At 36.7% G+C, this 16727-nt stretch carries 13 protein-coding genes; 6 read left to right on the top strand and 7 right to left on the bottom strand.

Annotated elements, in window-relative coordinates; genetic code table 11:
• Positions 1-197: 197 nt before the first annotated feature.
• From LS41612_RS18825 to LS41612_RS18805, 5 genes are read right to left on the bottom strand one after another with little or no spacing between them, the layout of a single operon-like run.
• On the bottom strand, positions 198-1271 hold the full coding sequence (locus tag LS41612_RS18825) for an ABC transporter substrate-binding protein (RefSeq protein ID WP_024362227.1): 1074 nt from the start codon (positions 1269-1271) through the stop codon (positions 198-200).
• Positions 1268-2065, bottom strand: a complete 798-nt coding sequence (locus tag LS41612_RS18820; protein ID WP_024362226.1) for an ABC transporter permease — start codon at positions 2063-2065, stop codon at positions 1268-1270. The genes LS41612_RS18825 and LS41612_RS18820 overlap by 4 nt, the downstream gene beginning before the upstream one ends.
• Positions 2062-2871: an ABC transporter permease gene (locus LS41612_RS18815; RefSeq protein WP_024362225.1), complete on the bottom strand. Its 810-nt coding sequence runs from the start codon at positions 2869-2871 to the stop codon at positions 2062-2064. The genes LS41612_RS18820 and LS41612_RS18815 overlap by 4 nt, the downstream gene beginning before the upstream one ends.
• Positions 2861-3967 (bottom strand): ABC transporter ATP-binding protein, encoded by a 1107-nt coding sequence (locus LS41612_RS18810; RefSeq protein WP_024362224.1) that lies wholly within the window; start codon positions 3965-3967, stop codon positions 2861-2863. Before LS41612_RS18810 ends, LS41612_RS18815 begins: the two co-directional genes overlap by 11 nt.
• Positions 3968-3984: 17 nt before the next feature.
• Positions 3985-4527 (bottom strand): type II toxin-antitoxin system RelB family anti-toxin, encoded by a 543-nt coding sequence (locus LS41612_RS18805; RefSeq protein WP_024362223.1) that lies wholly within the window; start codon positions 4525-4527, stop codon positions 3985-3987.
• Positions 4528-4931: 404 nt separating this feature from the next.
• Between LS41612_RS18805 and LS41612_RS18800 the strand changes: the two genes are divergently transcribed.
• The 5 genes from LS41612_RS18800 to LS41612_RS18780 all read left to right on the top strand — a co-directional run bounded on the left by LS41612_RS18800 (position 4932) and on the right by LS41612_RS18780 (position 10445).
• On the top strand, positions 4932-5474 hold the full coding sequence (locus LS41612_RS18800) for a peroxiredoxin (RefSeq protein WP_024362222.1): 543 nt from the start codon (positions 4932-4934) through the stop codon (positions 5472-5474).
• 239 nt (positions 5475-5713) lie between these two features.
• A complete protein-coding gene (locus LS41612_RS18795; protein ID WP_024362221.1) occupies positions 5714-6166 on the top strand; it encodes a TlpA family protein disulfide reductase in 453 nt (150 codons plus the stop codon).
• 180 nt (positions 6167-6346) lie between these two features.
• The gene (locus LS41612_RS18790; protein WP_024362220.1) at positions 6347-7009 is read left to right on the top strand and encodes a potassium channel family protein; all 663 of its coding nucleotides are present in this window, start codon (positions 6347-6349) and stop codon (positions 7007-7009) included.
• A 110-nt stretch (positions 7010-7119) separates the two neighbouring features.
• Positions 7120-9642: a bifunctional lysylphosphatidylglycerol flippase/synthetase MprF gene (mprF, locus tag LS41612_RS18785; protein WP_024362219.1), complete on the top strand. Its 2523-nt coding sequence runs from the start codon at positions 7120-7122 to the stop codon at positions 9640-9642.
• Between the two features lie 305 nt (positions 9643-9947).
• Entirely contained in the window at positions 9948-10445 is a 498-nt protein-coding gene (locus LS41612_RS18780) for a GNAT family N-acetyltransferase (protein WP_024362218.1), read from the top strand.
• A 210-nt stretch (positions 10446-10655) separates the two neighbouring features.
• Here the strand turns inward: LS41612_RS18780 and LS41612_RS18775 are convergent, their stop codons facing one another.
• Positions 10656-13745: an efflux RND transporter permease subunit gene (locus tag LS41612_RS18775; protein ID WP_024362217.1), complete on the bottom strand. Its 3090-nt coding sequence runs from the start codon at positions 13743-13745 to the stop codon at positions 10656-10658.
• A gap of 99 nt (positions 13746-13844) precedes the next feature.
• Here LS41612_RS18775 and LS41612_RS18770 point away from each other — a divergent pair, with 99 nt between their 5' ends.
• Complete coding sequence (locus LS41612_RS18770; RefSeq protein ID WP_024362216.1) at positions 13845-14678, top strand: TetR/AcrR family transcriptional regulator; 834 nt, start codon at positions 13845-13847, stop codon at positions 14676-14678.
• Positions 14679-15058: 380 nt separating this feature from the next.
• Here LS41612_RS18770 and rnjA read toward each other — a convergent pair whose 3' ends face one another.
• Positions 15059-16726 carry a ribonuclease J1 gene (gene rnjA / locus LS41612_RS18765; RefSeq protein WP_024362215.1) on the bottom strand — a complete coding sequence of 556 codons (1668 nt, stop codon included), beginning with the start codon at positions 16724-16726 and terminating at the stop codon, positions 15059-15061.
• Position 16727 lies beyond the last annotated feature (1 nt).

Raw genomic sequence — 16727 nt, 5'->3', positions numbered from 1 at the left:
ATGCTTGGCTATCAGATTATAGTCGTAGGTAGCTGTCATGGTTATGATACAAGTACAAGGCGACAGAATAAAGAAAATTGCCACTAAAAATCATGAATCGCCACCAATTGCCGTAGCGGACATCAACAGTCCCATCAAAAAAGTGTTAGATTGATGGCTGTCAATCTAACACTTTTTTGGCTTCGTTTCTTTCGTATTTATCGAATACTCATTTTAAATTCTAAAAATAATTCATTGTATTTCCCTAAATAATCGGGTCCTAGGTTTTTATAGACTTCTAACGTTTTGCGTTGTTCTTCTGAAGGGTAGAAGCGCTCATCAGCAATAACTTCTTTATCCATTAAGCTCATTGCTGCAGTATTTGGAGTAGAGTAGCCTACATAATCTGCATTTTGAGCTCCAGATTCCGCATTTAACATAAAGTTAATGAAAGCATGTGCGCCATCAATATTTTTCGAAGTTTTCGGGATTACCATATTATCAAACCACAAGTTCGAACCTTCTTCTGGCACAGCAAAGTCTAAATCTTCATTTTCTGATAGCATATCTGCGGCTTGACCAGACCAAGTGAGTGCGATGGCTGCTTCGTTATTAATCATAAGCGGTGTAATCTCATCACCAATAATCGCTTTGACGTTTGGTGCGAGTGTAATCAGTTTGTCTGTGGCCTGACGTAACTCTTGGTCATCTAACGAGTTCAGGGAGTGTCCAAGACTGTTCAAACCCATACCGATGACTTCACGTGCACCGTCTACTAAAAAGACTTTACGTTTTAAAGAAGGATCCCATAAGTCTTGCCATGAAGAGAAATCTAGGTCACCGACTAAATCTGGATTATAGACAATGCCAACTGTGCCCCAAAAATAAGGAACAGAGTATTTATTGTTATCATCAAATGGCAAATCTAAAAAATAAGGGTCGATATTTTTAAAGTTCGGGATTTTTGTTTTATCTAAAGGAAGTAATAAATGTTCTTCCTTCATTTTTTCAATCATGTACTCAGAGGGCACAGCAATATCGTATGCCGTCCCACCTTGCTTAATTTTCGTCATCATGGCCTCATTGGAATCAAATGTTTCGTAAATGACATGGATGCCTGTTTCTTTTTCAAATTGCTTTAGTAAATCGGGGTCTATATATTCGCCCCAGTTAAAAATAGTTAATGTATCTTTTCCACTTTTACCACCGGTAGCGCTCATTGCATCAGCCGCGTACACTAACAGGGCGGAGACGACAAGTATGGCGATGGTAGCTTGAATTAAAGACTTCATTGTTGTCCCTCCGTTCTTTTACTCGTACGACTTGTGAAGAAATAATAGCCGACTACTACTATAATTGTAACGAAGAATACTAAACCAGAAATGGCGTTCACTGTCAGAGAAATACCAGCACGTGCCATCGAGTAAATTTCAACAGATAAAGTACTAAAGCCATTTCCTGTCACGAAAAATGTTACAGCAAAGTCATCTAGTGAATACGTTAAAGCGAGAAAGAAACCAGCAAAAATCCCTGGTTGGATATACGGTAAAATAACGCGCATCATAACATCTTTTTTCGTTGCGCCAAGATCTAAAGCCGCATCAATTAACGACTTATTCATCTCTAATAATTTTGGTAAAACCATCAGTACAACAATAGGAACACTAAACGCGACATGGGCTAATAATACTGAAGCGAAGCCCAGTTTAATGCCTACCATTGTAAATAAAATTAAAAAGCTTGCACCGATAATAACATCTGGACTCACGATTAATACATTATTTAAGGAAAGCAGGGTATTGCGCATTTTCGAATCTTTTACTGTAACGATCCCGATTGCGCCTAGTGTGCCAATAATTGTGGAAATTAGTGCAGAAAGCAAAGCCACAATCACCGTATTAATTAAAATAACGAGTAATCTAGAATCCTCGAATACAGCTTTATAATGATCCAATGTGAAGGATTGGAAGTTTGTCATGGAATCCCCACTATTGAATGAGTAAAAGACTAAGTAAAAAATAGGAGCATACAGGACGATAAAAACAATCGCTAAATACACTTTTGCAGATGTGGACAGTTTGCTCATCGTACGCGACCTCCTTTATCCTTTTGACCTGTAATGAACATGATGATTACCATAAATAAAATTAAAAATACGGCAATCGTTGAACCCATGCCCCAATTTTGCGTTACAAGGAATTGTTGCTCAATTGCTGTACCGAGCGTAATAACGCGGTTTCCTGCAATTAAGCGCGTAATCATGAAAAGTGATAAAGCAGGGATGAAAACAACTTGAATTCCTGATTTAACACCGTCCATTGTTAGTGGCAGTACAACGCGACGGAATGTTGTAAAGGCTGAAGCACCTAAGTCACGAGCTGCGTAGACAAGGGTTGGGTTAAGACGATCCAACGAGTTGAAAATTGGTAAAATCATAAAGGGAATAAAAATATAAACGGATACGAAGACAAAGCTCATATCAGTAAATAGCATTTGCTTCGGATCAAAGCCGAATACTTCAATGGCTGCATTGATAGGACCATATAAACCGAATATCCCTATAAACGCATATGTTTTTAACAAAAGATTAATCCACGAAGGAATAATAATGAGCAATAGCCATAGCTGTTTGTGTTTGGTCTTCGTTAAAAAATAAGCTGTTGGGTATGAAATCAGCAATGTAAAGAAGGTGATTAAAAACGCATACCAAAACGAACTAAGTGTCATTTTTAAATAGACAGATGTAAAAAATGCTTTGTAGTTATTGAGCGTAAAATTGCCATGTAAATCTAGTAGGGAGTAGTAAACAACGAGGGCAATCGGCGCAATAACAAATAGTGCAATCCATAAAACGTATGGAAATAACGCTGATTTCGAAGTTTTAGTTTGCATCTTCGTCATCTCCATAGGATTCTAGACGTTTATCGAACTCTTCCTCAGTTTCATTTAGGCGCATTACATGAATGGCTTCTGGATCAAAGTCTAAACCTATTTCTGTCCCTACTTCAGCTTTCTTCAATGAATGGACAAGCCACTCATTACCAGCTTTATCGTAAGTGGAGAGCTCATAATGGACTCCACGGAATAATTGTGTATCAACTTTAACAATTAGTTTTCCTTTGTCGACTGTTGTAATTTCCAAATCTTCTGGACGAATAACAATATCGATTTTTTCATTTGGTTTCATTCCTTGGTCAACACATTCAAACACTTTCCCAGCAAACTCCACTTTAAAATCTTCTATCATAACGCCGTTAACAATATTTGATTCTCCGATAAAGTCGGCAACAAAACGGTTAATGGGTTCATCATAAATATCTACTGGTGTACCTGATTGTTGAATTTGCCCTTCGCTTAAGACAAATATTTCATCACTCATGGCAAGTGCCTCTTCTTGGTCGTGTGTGACAAATACAAATGTTTTACCAAGTCGTTGTTGTAATTCACGTAGTTCATACTGCATTTCTGTACGAAGTTTTAAATCAAGCGCAGAAAGAGGCTCGTCGAGTAAAATAACTTCTGGATCATTAACAATAGCTCGTGCAATTGCAACACGTTGACGCTGACCACCCGACATTTCAGAAATTTCTCGATTGCCATAGCCGGCTAAGTTGACAAATTTTAGCGCTTCTCCAACACGTTCTTTAATGTTATTTTCAGGAAGTTTTTTAATGCGTAATCCAAATGCTACATTTTCAAAAACATTTAGATGTGGAAATAACGCATAATCCTGAAATACTGTGTTCACTTGACGTTCATTGGCTGGAACAGTGTTAATTTTTTTATCGTGGAAAAACACATCGCCTGTAGTTGGTTCTGTGAAACCAGCAATAATGCGTAATATCGTTGTTTTACCGCAACCTGACGGACCAAGCAACGTATAGAACTTCCCTTTTTCAAGCTCTAAGTTAATATTTTTTAGGACGACTGTGCCGTCACTATATGATTTTGATACATTTTCAAAGCGGATAATAGAATTTGTTGTCATTGAAGCGCCTCCTTAAGCTATAAATAAGAATCCGTTGCGACGAGTAAAATTTTTGTTTCATCGTCATGGGCATTAAAAATTTGATGATGATCTGCCGCGTCAAAATAGAGCGCATTGCCTTCACTAGCTATATATTGTTCATTCCCTAAAACGAGACGAATACGCCCTTTGACAATATAAATAAATGTTTCTGATAGTGATGGTTCAAACTGTTTGAATTCGCCGTCAGCAGCAAGTGTCAAAAAGATGGGCTCCATTTCTTTCTCATTAGATGTAGGAATAAGCCATTGAATTTCATATTTTTTTTCTTCGTCTGTATAAGTCGATTGATCTTCCTCGGTGTAGACAACCTTTTGCTCAGGTGCATCATCATCGAAGAATTCCTTGGGCGTCGATCCTAAAACTTCTAATAATGAAAAAAGTGTTTCAATAGAAGGCGAATTCAAATCACGCTCTAGTTGTGAAATATAGCCTTTACTTAAATCTGTACGTTCTCCAAGCTCTTCTTGGGTAAGACCTTTTTTCAAACGAAGTGCTTTAATTTTTCCTCCAATTTGCATCCTTTCCCTCCTAGAAGAAGTTTAGCAATCATAAACTTTCAGAAAATGAAGTTTACTTTAACGAAACTTTTAGTTTACTAAAAACATTACTATTATACATAATAATGAAAAATTTGCAATCGTTTTGGAGGAAAAAATGCAGATGTATTTGAAAGAAAAGAAGCTTCTCTATTTTCGAGCAGTTTTTTGTGTTATTCTAGAATAAATTTACGAAAAGAAGCTAATAACTATAGTGTAGTGATGATTATTTATTGGGTATTTGACAAAAATTTGTCAGTACACTTGAAACGATTAGCGTGGCGAAGTGCACTTCGTTGAAAATCTGTGCTTTCTTTGCTATCGTAGAAGACGGTTCGCATGTGCGAATGGAATATAAAACTACATATTATTCGGAGGGATTTATAATGGCAGAACGCATGGTAGGTAAACAAGCCCCAGACTTCACAATGGAAGCAGTACTTCCAGACAAATCTTTTGGTAAAGTATCTTTAGAAGAAATTAAATCACAAGACAAATGGACTGTACTGTTCTTCTACCCAATGGACTTCACTTTTGTATGTCCAACAGAAATTACTGCAATGAGCGATCGTTATGATGAGTTCGAAGACTTAGATGCAGAAGTAATCGGCGTTTCAACTGATACAATCCACACGCACTTAGCTTGGATTAACACAGATCGCACGCAAAATGGCCTTGGAGAATTAAAATACCCATTAGCAGCAGATACGAACCATGCGATTTCGAAAGAATATGGCGTTTTAATTGAAGAAGAAGGTATCGCACTACGCGGCTTATTCATCATTAATCCAGAAGGCGAATTAAAATATCAAACAGTATTCGATAATAATATTGGCCGTGACGTTGATGAAACTTTACGTGTATTACAAGCTTTACAAACTGGTGGTCTTTGCCCAGCAAACTGGCGCCCAGGTCAAGCAACTCTTTAATTGAATTGAGCAAAGTCCTTCACTTTTAGAAAGAGCGGGATGAATGCGAATTATGCAATGAAATCAGTAGCGGTACAGCTATTGAGCAAGTCGGAGTACTCTGGCACTGTCTAGATTTTTTTCGAGCTTTTTGAAAAAAATCTAGACGCAATTACGCCAAGGCTCAATTCATGCATAAAATGAATAATGGGTCCCCACGACACGCTTGTGGGGATATTTTTTTCAAGGGAGGATTTTTTATGAAACTTCGTGAACAAATGCCTGAACTTACAGGTGCAACAACATGGTTAAATGGTGAAGTAACGAAAGCACAATTAGTTGGCGAAAAACCAACACTAATCCATTTTTGGTCTGTAAGCTGTCATTTATGTAAAGAGGCAATGCCGGAAGTGAATAATTTCCGTGACCAATATAAAGATGAATTAAACGTTATTGCTGTGCATATGCCACGTTCTGAAGCAGATACTGATTTGGATACGATCAAAGCTGTTGCAGCAGAGCATGATATTACACAACCTATTTTTGTAGATAATGAAATGAAGTTAACGGATGCTTTTGAAAACCAATACGTACCCGCTTACTTCGTATTCGATAAAGACGGACAGCTTCGCCATATGCAAGCTGGTGGTAGCGGTATGAAGATGTTAGAAAAACGTGTGAATCGAGTTCTCGATGAAATGCGTAACGCATAATTTTAATATTTGCTAGGCGGGGATGTTTAAATCCTCGCTTTTTTTAATAGTAATAGTATAGAATGTCGAAAATACTAGATAGAAAAGGTAAAATGACGATTGGTCTCCTGTTTTGACAATACATATAAGCGAGAATAAGTTAAAATAAAGTAATTGTAGTTTTCGGAGGGATTTTGAATGATGAAAAAAGAGTTTGCCGTCATTGGACTTGGACGTTTCGGAGGGAGTATTGTTCGTGAGCTAATGAGTCAAGGTGCGCAAGTAATGGCGATTGACCATTCATCTGAACGGGTAGATGAGTTTGCTGCCATCGCAACGCAAGCTGTTATTGCCGATTCAACAGATGAATCGGTATTAAATTCATTAGGTATTCGGAATTTTGAACATGTCATTGTCGCTATTGGCGAAGATATTCAGGCAAGTATTTTAACGACTATTATTTTAAAAGAAATTGGTGTTCAGCAAATTACAGTAAAAGCTCAAAATGACTACCACGAAAAAGTGCTAAGAAAAATTGGAGCTGATTTTGTAGTTCATCCTGAGCGTGATATGGGTATTCGTATAGCGAATAATATGTTATCTAATACGGTGCTCGATTATTTAGAGCTGTCAGATGAGCATTCGATTATGGAATTAAAAGCAAATGATGCCATTGCCGGTTATTCGATTATGGATTTAGATATCCGCGCAAAATACGGCATTAACATTGTCGGCATAAAACGAGGATCGGATATTATCGTTTCTCCACAAGCAAGCGACAAAATTTTACTTGGAGATATTATGCTTCTTATCGGTGCTGATGTGGATATTAACCGTTTTGTGAAGAAGGCAATGAAAGAATAAGAAAGAAGTGGAATATTGTAGTTGGTTTACAATACTCCATTTTTTAAATATACAATCCAACTTTTTTTATGAAGTATGTTAAGAAAGCTGATGGGGAGTAGGTTTAGCACATGTTTAAATTTAGGAAAGAACCATTACTACGGTTTCTAAAAATTATATTTCCAATCATACTTTTAGCGATAGCGATTTACGAAATACAACAATCGCTAAGGGGGGTAAATGTAAATTTACTGCGAAATGAAGTTAGTCAATTGCAAGTATGGGAACTGTTGTTGATTTTTTTCATTACGTTTTGTGCGATTACTCCGATGATTTTTTACGATGTTATTTTGGTAAAACTATTAGGAATGAAAATAAACAAGCGTACTTTAGTGAATAATTCGTTTATCGTCAACACATTTTCGAACCTTATTGGCTTTGGCGGTTTAGTAGGTGTATTTCTACGAAATTATTTTTATTCAAAATATAAAGTGGATCGTGAAGGCTTGTTAAAGAGCATTGCCACCGTTACTCTTTTTTATTTAACAGGGATTTCATTGTTAACTTGGTTGATGTATCTGTTCTTTTGGGATTTCCCAATGTTAAAAGAAATTCGCTGGTTATCAATTGCTGTCATTGTGGTCAGCCTCTATGTTCCTGTATTTTTAGTGACGCATCTTATTCGCTATAACAAAAGAAGTGCCTTAACGTATAAAGTATTCCTACAGTTAATGATTACTTCTGTTGCTGAATGGCTTGCGGTCTTTTTTGTCATTTGGATGTTAACAATCATCATCCAAATACCGATGGAGCTCTCTACGCTCATACCGATATTTTTAATTGCCTCATGTGCAGGTATAGTAAGCATGATTCCGGGAGGGGTTGGCTCATTTGACCTTGTTTTTTTATGGGGGACGCAAAGTGTTGGAATTGCCGAAGAAAAAGTACTCTTTTTATTAATTTTGTATCGTGTGGGCTACTTTGTACTACCATTTTTAGTGTCCGTACTATTATTTATGAAAGATTATTGGGAGCGTTGGAATCGGTCGTGGGACGATGTACCAAATGTTATTTTTCAAAAGATTAGTCATATGTTGTTAACCAGTTTAGTATTTATCTCGGGCATTGTCTTATTGTTATCAGCATCGGTACCAGGTATTTTAAGCAGATTAAAAATCGCTCAGGAGTTTTTATCATCACCAATTATGAATATTTCCCATCAATTAACTGTTGCGGCAGGCTTTATTCTATTAGGGTTGTGTAGAGGAATTAAATATAAAGTGAAAACGGCTTATCAACTTGCCATTATCGTGCTTAGCAGTTCGGCTTTATTTTCAATTAGTAAAGGTTTTGATTATGAAGAAGCCATTTTTTTACTGATAGTCGCTGTATTGTTAATGGCATCCAAAAAACAATTTTATCGGGAAAGTTATGTCTTAACATGGGGTACTATCTTATTTGACCTTGCGGCGGTTATTTTCATTACGGCAATGTACTTATTAATAGGTTATATCAATTTACCTACCGCAAAAATTCATATTCCGACACCATTGCAATATTATATCCTTACAGATTATCGGGATTTATTTTTCAGTGCAATGATCGGTATCCTCATCGCTTGCGCTATTTTTTACTTAGGTTATCTTACACGTGGACCTAAAAAAATGTACAAGCTACTATCAAAAGAACATGAAGATAAAATTAAAAGTCATCTTATGGAGTATACGGGAACGGAGTTTTCACATCTCATTTTTTTGCATGACAAATTTGTCTATTGGAATAAAGAAAATACGGTGTTATTCGCCTATCAAATCTATGCAGATAAAATCGTGGTACTAGGCGATCCGGTAGGTCCAGAAAGTGATTTATTATCGGCTATTCAGGAGTTTTTGGAAGTAGCAGATAGGCATGGCTATACACCTGTTTTTTATGAAATTAACAACAAGATTTTCCCTGTGTTACATGAGCATGGTTATAGCTTTTTTAAGCTGGGAGAGGAAGCGTTTGTTGATTTAGAGATGTTCACATTTGCTGGAAAAGAAATGAAGGGCAGCAGGGCGGTAAAAAATAGATTTGAACGCGAGAACTATACGGTCACAATATTAAGTCCGCCTTACTCACAGGAGGTTATGACTGAACTAGCGGAAGTATCAAGAAAATGGCTACAAGGAAGGGCCGAGAAGGGATTTTCTCTTGGCTTTTTCGATGAAAATTATTTGAACACCTCAAAAATTGCTGTGTTAAGAGGAGCTGAAGGCGTCATTGGCTTTGCAAGCATCATGCCTATGTATGATAATGGCGAAAGAATTTCAGTCGACCTGATGCGCTTTAAACCTGGGGCACCGTCTGGTACAATGGATTTCATTTTCTTATCGCTGTTTCAATGGGCGAAAGAACAAGGATACCATGTATTTAATATGGGCATGTCTCCGTTATCGAATGTCGGTCAATCTAGATACTCTTTTTTAAGCGAAAAAATTGCAGCACAAATATTTTTACATGGCCAGTATTTCTATCATTTTAAAGGCTTAAAAAACTTTAAATTAAAATATGCAGATTTTTGGGAACCAAAATATGTAGCGTATCGCAAAAAATCATCGTTGCCCTTTACGATGGCACAAATTACATTATTGATTGGACGAAAGAGAAAATAAGTGAGTTTGTAAGTGCGCGGTTAGGTTTACAACAGGGTAAGGAAACAAGCACATGATTCAAGTATGAAAGACATTCATGATGCAATAGGAAGCGAAATATCGCAAAGTGTGTTTTAAAGAGGGCTTTTAATATGATGGCATTCGCATGGGCTTGTTAAGAGAAAATGGGAAGCTAAAGTGAATATGGGACTGCATTCAAGATTATATTGGATGCAGTCTTTTTTTATGGTAAATTTGGGAAAATATATTTGATTTTACACAATGTCTTTGTCATAATAAAGAAAATTCTAATAATGAGGAATAGTATGCTAATAACTGAAAATTGTGTAATTGAGTTTTTAAAGCCACACCATCAAGATGATATTTATTCTTTATATTGTAATCAGGATGTCAGAGCATTTCTTGGAGGGATTCCAGATAAAAACTATATTCTTTCTTCCTTTAACAGCATGTTGCAATCATCATTTCCTAATTCATACTTTACCATATCATTAAAGAACACGAATGACTTCATTGGTCTAGTATCGATTGATGAATACCATGAACAAACAACCTATGAGCTTAGCTATCAATTTTTGCCACAATATTGGGGTAAAGGTTACGCACAAGAAGTTTTAACTGCGGTCATCCATTATGGATTTACTAGTTTACAATTATCCAAGCTAGTAGCAGAAACACAAACTGCCAATATTGCCTCCTGTCGGGTGCTAGAAAAAATAGGTATGGAAAAAATACAAGTATTAGAAAGGTTTGGGCAGGAACAAGCTGTCTATCAGTTACTAAGCACAAATAATGGTTGTTAAAAGTAAACAAAGGATAGGGATAGCAGATGGGAAATTATCTTCAATACAATGAAGTCATTATTACCATTCCAGCTCTTGGAGAACGCAAAGAAATGTTTCCTCCACTAGCTAAGTCATCATATTTGAAGTGCCAGGCACTCAAACAATTCTTTAAAAAAAGAGGGTGCTCCATTGCAGGAGCACTCTCTTTCGGATTGTTGCTTGTATTCTTTAGTTTTCTTCAACATCTTTACGGTTTTTCTTTAACATTTTGGATAGCATTTCATAGACAATTGGTACGACTACTAATGTTAATAATGTTGAAGATAATAAACCGCCAATTACTGTAATCGCGAGGTCTTTCGAAATTAGTCCACTACCGCCATTACCAATTGCCATTGGAATCATTGCACCAATTGTTGCAATGGCAGTCATTAAAATTGGACGTAAACGTGTTGCGCCTGCTTCTAAAATGGCCTCACGCATCCCAAGTCCGTCGCGTTCCATATGGATAATACGGTCTACAAGTACGATGGCGTTGGTCACAACGATACCGATTAACATTAAGAGACCCATCATAACGGATACAGAAATCGTTTGATTTGTTACATATAAGCCAACAAATGCGCCAATGACTGCAAATGGTAATGAGAAGAGGATAGCAAATGGTGCTAAACCTTCACCGAACGTTACGACAAGAATAAAGTAAACGATAGCGATAGCTGCTAACATCGCAATACCTAGTTGCGTAAATGTTTCTTGCATATCTGCCGCTACACCGGATACGCCTGTTGTCACACCTTTAGGTAAGTCTAATTTATCGATCTTTTTATCTGCTGCGGTTGTTGCTTTTGAAATATCATCGCCAATAATTGTGGCAGATACAGTGGCGAAATATTCACCTTTTGAGCGCGATAGTGAATTAAGCGTAGTACCTTCTTCAACGTTTACTAATTCACCAATGGTCATCGTTGTGCCTAAAGCCGTTTTAATTTCAGTTTTTAAAACATCATCGATTGATAAGGCTGCTGCCTTGGCATCGCGTTTGACAATGACGTTAATGTCTTTGCCATCACGTTCAACTGTTGTTAACACTTCTTGTGAAGCAGTAGAATTTAAAGCCATGACAATTTGAGCAGTCGTTAAGCCATATTGTAAGACATTTTTTTGCTCTACTTTTAAGACATGTTCTACATATGGATCTTCATAATCAGACTTCACATCTTCTAGACCTTTAACTTCTTTGAGTGATCCTTCAACATCTTTAACAGCGCTACGTAACTTGTTTAAGTCTTCACTGTATAATGTGTAACTTACCTCGTTTGAAGCCATAGACGTTGATGAGAAGTTTTGACTTTTCCATTCGCCTGATTGGTCAAGATTAAATACATAGTCTTCTACTTCTTGACGAGCAGCAGGGAAGTCTTCCATTTCTGGGTCAAAGATGAGGTACATTAATGCACCACCAGCTGTGCCACCCATCATCATTGCTGCTGGGTCAGCATTTGTAGCATCAGTAATTGAAACTTGTAAAATATCAATATCTTTTCGTTTCATTAATTCTTTTTCAACTTGTGCTACATTTACTTCTGTTTCATCAGCTAGCTCGCCAGTACCAGGTGTATATGTTAAATACATGACCTTTTCCTCTTGAGATCCCATGAAACTAAAGCCAATTAATGGTGTTAAAGCAAGGGAACCAACAAGCATTAAAATCGCAATCGTAGATGTAATGATTTTATGATTTAATGCTTTTTCTAATATACCTCTGTACCAAATAGCTAGTTTACCAACTTCTTGATGCTGGCTTTCCTTTTTCTCTCCGTAGATTTTTTTACGGAATAAGAAGTGGGATAAAGCTGGTACAATGGTAATTGCTACTATTAATGACGCACCTAAAGCAAATGTCATCGTTAATGCGAAAGGCATAAATAATTCGCCAACCATACCGCCTACAAACATAAGTGGGGCGAATACCGCTACCGTCACTAATGTAGAAGACAAGATTGGTTTAAACATTTCAATAGTTGCTTCACGAATCAGTGCGCGACCTGTTAATTTTTCTTGTTTTAAATGGATACGTCGATAAATATTTTCTACTACGACAATGGAGTCATCAATTACACGTCCAATGGCGACGGTGATTGCACCAAGTGTCATAATATTTAACGTAATATCCATCCAGTTTAATAAGAGTAATGCCATGAAAACTGAAACTGGAATTGAAATAATCGAAATAATAGTTGATTTGAAATCGCGTAAGAATAATAAGATAATTAAAACCGCGATTGCGCCACCGAATACCGCTTTTTCGATCATTGTGAAGACTGAATCTTCAATTGGAGCACCTTGGTCAAGTGAAATATCAATTTTTAAGCCGTCAATTCTTTTTTCTTCATCTTTAATCAGCTCTTTTACTGCATTGACAACCGTTACTGTATTTGCATCTTGACTTTTTACGATTTGAATTGCAATGGCATCTTTACCATTTGTACGAGATACAGATTGTACTTTACCTTCAACTTCAATCGTAGCAATGTCGCCTAAACGAACGAAAGGAGAAGGTTGTGTAGCTGAAGGTGTGACAGGTATTAATAAATCTTTTAATTCATCGATAGATTTAACTTTACCATCTACGGAAACCGCTTGTTCACCAACCGTAAATTGATATAAACCAAGTGATAATGACATATCACTTGCTTGAATCATTTGTTTGACTGCATCTTCAGTTAAGCCAAGAGCAGCCATTTTTTCTTCGTCATATTTAAACGAAACTTCTTCAATGTGTTGACCAGTAATCGTTGCTGACGCAACACCGTCGATTTTTTCGATTTTAGGAAGTAATAAATCTTCTACTGTTGATGTTAGGTCAACAATGTCTTCCTTCGAACTACTCACAGATAATGCGACAACCGGCATCATGTTCATACTAATGGCCATGATTGTTGGTTCTTGCGCGCCTTCAGGCAGTTTTACATTATCGAGAGCGGATTCTAACTGACGTTTCTTTTCATCCATATCAATGCCATAGTCATATTCGACTTGCACTTGGGCAACGTTTGAAGAGGAAGTGGAATAAACGGCTTTAACATCCTCTAAACTTTCAATGGATTTTTCAAATGGAATAGAAAGTTCATTCATGACTTGTTCAGGCGTGGCACCTGGATACACGCCCATTACAATTAAGTATGGAATCGATATATCAGGGATTGATTCCATTTTCATTCTTGTACCTGAATAAATCCCTGAGACAGTGATGATAATTGTTAATAACCACACTGCCAATTTGTTTTTCAATACAAAATTAACTAAACCTTTCACCTTCACACCTACCCTTTATTGACTTACTAGATTCAATTATTTATACTAATGACTAATCAGTCATTTGTCAACGAAATGCATTAGGAGAGATTTAAAAATATGTTAAAAAAGCAATTAATTATGGAGAAAGCATTAGAACTGTTCTCTGAACAAGGCTTTGAAGCAACATCTGTACAGCAAATTACGGAACGCTGTGGGATTTCTAAAGGGGCATTTTATTTGTCTTTTAAAACAAAAGATGAGCTTCTTTTCTCAATGGTTGACTACTACTTACAGCAATTTATTGCAGACATTGACCACGTAGTCAGAAATTCGAATAAAAAAGATGTCATGCTGGTTGATTTCTACAAAAATATTTTTCAAGCATTCAAAAAACATGCAGCATCGTCACGTGTTTTTTTTAATGAAAAGGTTTTTCTTACAAATAAAGAGTTGTTTCTCAAAGTGAGTGCCTATGAAGCAGATATGTCGAAGTCTATAGTCCAAATGCTTGAACAGTTGTATCGGGAAGAGCTACAAGAGACAAAGTACGATGTTATGTATTGTGTAAAAGGGTTTATGAAAAGTTATGCCGAGCTATTTATATTTTCTGATTTACCGCTCGACCTAGATCAGTTGGCGCAATCTTTAGCGGAAAAGACCGATATAATTGCTCGACATACGACAATTCCTTTTATTACCGAAGAACTTGCTCAATTAGTAGCAAGACCATGTGATCAAGAAATAACGCAGGAATCGCTATTACAGTTAATTGATCAAAATATTCATAACTTAGAGCCGTCTATTGAGCGGGAATCTTTGGAGCTTTTAAAAAATCAGGTTGAGCATACAACATATAGTCAAGCGATTATCAAAGGTTTAATTGAAAATATTCGTCTGCAGCCGGGGTGTCAATGGGTCGTCTATGTATTGGATAAATACTTTCAGTTTTAATTGTTGAAATAGAATTGTTCACAGTTTTGTTATTGTGGATAATTCTATTTTTTTGTATTTGTTTTTGAAAAGAGATGGTGCACTTTTTCAAGAGGATATTACTATATACGTAAAATGTTGGCGGAGGTTTCAAAATTTTAAAAATTTATGAAATCACATTTAACATTTTTAAACGTGGGACAAAATAAGCGCTATCAGAACAAAAATGATAAAGACGGATTATTTTGCCACAAAGAGTAATGGGAGATGTCCTGATTTAATTATTCAACTCCATCCATAGAGGAGGCTTGAACAAGGATATTACTTTATGGAAGAAAAATAGAGTTTCTATGCAAAAAAAGAAGCTACGCGAATAGTGCGTAGCTTCTTAATATAGAAGATTATACTTCCATAATAATTGGTAATATCATTGGACGACGTTTTGTTTTCTCAAATAAATAAGGTCCTAAAACATCAGTGATTTCATTTTTAAGTTCTGTCCATTGAGGTGTTTTACCTTGGATTGTTTCATTTAGATGACGATTTAGCATTTTTTGTGCTTCGTTAATCATTGTGCCAGATTCACGCATATAGACAAACCCTCGTGAAATAATATCAGGCCCTGAAACGATTTTTTGGTTTTCCATATCAACACTGACAACAACAATGACTAAACCTTCTTCAGAAAGGATGCGACGATCACGTAAGACAATATTACCGATGTCTCCTATACCATTACCGTCAATATAGACATCACCAGAAGGGATGCGACCTGCCACATGTGCTTCATTTGCACTTAATGCCAGAACATCACCATTTTCCATGACGAATGTATTTTCCAGTGGAACATCACAATCTTCTGCTAAATGCGTATGCATTTTTAGCATACGGAATTCACCGTGAATAGGCATAAAGAATTTTGGCTTCATCAGTCGTAGCATAAGCTTTTGTTCTTCTTGTGAACCGTGACCAGAAGTATGGATATTATTTAATGCACCATGAATAACTTCTGCACCAGCACGGAACAGTAAGTTGATAATTTTATTTACGCTAACCGTATTCCCTGGTACTGGTGAAGAAGAGAAGACAACTGTATCGCCAGGCTGGATTTGAATTTGACGGTGTGTACCATTGGCAATACGAGATAGTGCTGCCATTGGTTCACCTTGTGAGCCTGTACATAAAATCATTACTTCATTGGCAGGTAAACGGTTAATGCTTTGCGCATCAATAAAAGTATCTTTTGGTGCGTTGATGTAGCCTAGCTCACGGCCAATTGTAATGGCATTATCCATAGATCGACCGAATACAGCGATTTTCCGTCCGTATTTAATGGCAGCATCTGTTGCTTGTTGTAAGCGGTGAATATTGGATGCAAATGTTGCGAAAATAATACGACTATCTACCTTGCGGAAGATTTCATCGATACTTTTTCCAACTGTACGTTCAGACATTGTGAAATTTGGTTTTTCAGCATTCGTACTATCAGATAATAGGCAAAGAACGCCGTCACGTCCGATTTCAGCCATTTTTGTTAAGTTTGCAGGCTCTCCTACAGGTGTAAAGTCGAATTTAAAGTCACCTGTATGCACGATATTGCCTGGAGGTGTTTTAACGACGATACCGTAAGCATCTGGAATACTATGCGTTGTTCTAAAGAAGCTGACAGATGTCTTTCTAAATTTAATAATATCTTCTTCTTTAATTTCGATTAGTTTTGTTGTACGTAGTAAACCATGCTCTTCTAGTTTATTGCGCAATAAGCCAAGTGCAAGCTTACCTCCATAAACAGGAACATTTACTTGACGTAGTAAATAAGGGATACCACCAATATGGTCTTCGTGTCCGTGCGTAATAAATAGCCCTTTAATTTTATCTACGTTTCGTACTAAATACGTGTAATCTGGAATAACATAGTCAATCCCGAGTAAATCGTCTTCTGGAAATTTTATACCGGCATCAATTAAGATGATTTCATCTTGAAATTGAACACCGTAAGTATTTTTGCCGATTTCGCCCAGTCCGCCGAGCGCGAAAACAGCTGCTTGGTCATTTTTAACAAACTTCATG

Source organism: Lysinibacillus sphaericus, assembly GCF_002982115.1.
Taxonomy (GTDB): Bacteria; Bacillota; Bacilli; order Bacillales_A; family Planococcaceae; genus Lysinibacillus; species Lysinibacillus sphaericus.
Note: the sequence above shows the minus strand (reverse complement) of the source record. Positions and strands in the feature narration are given on the sequence as shown.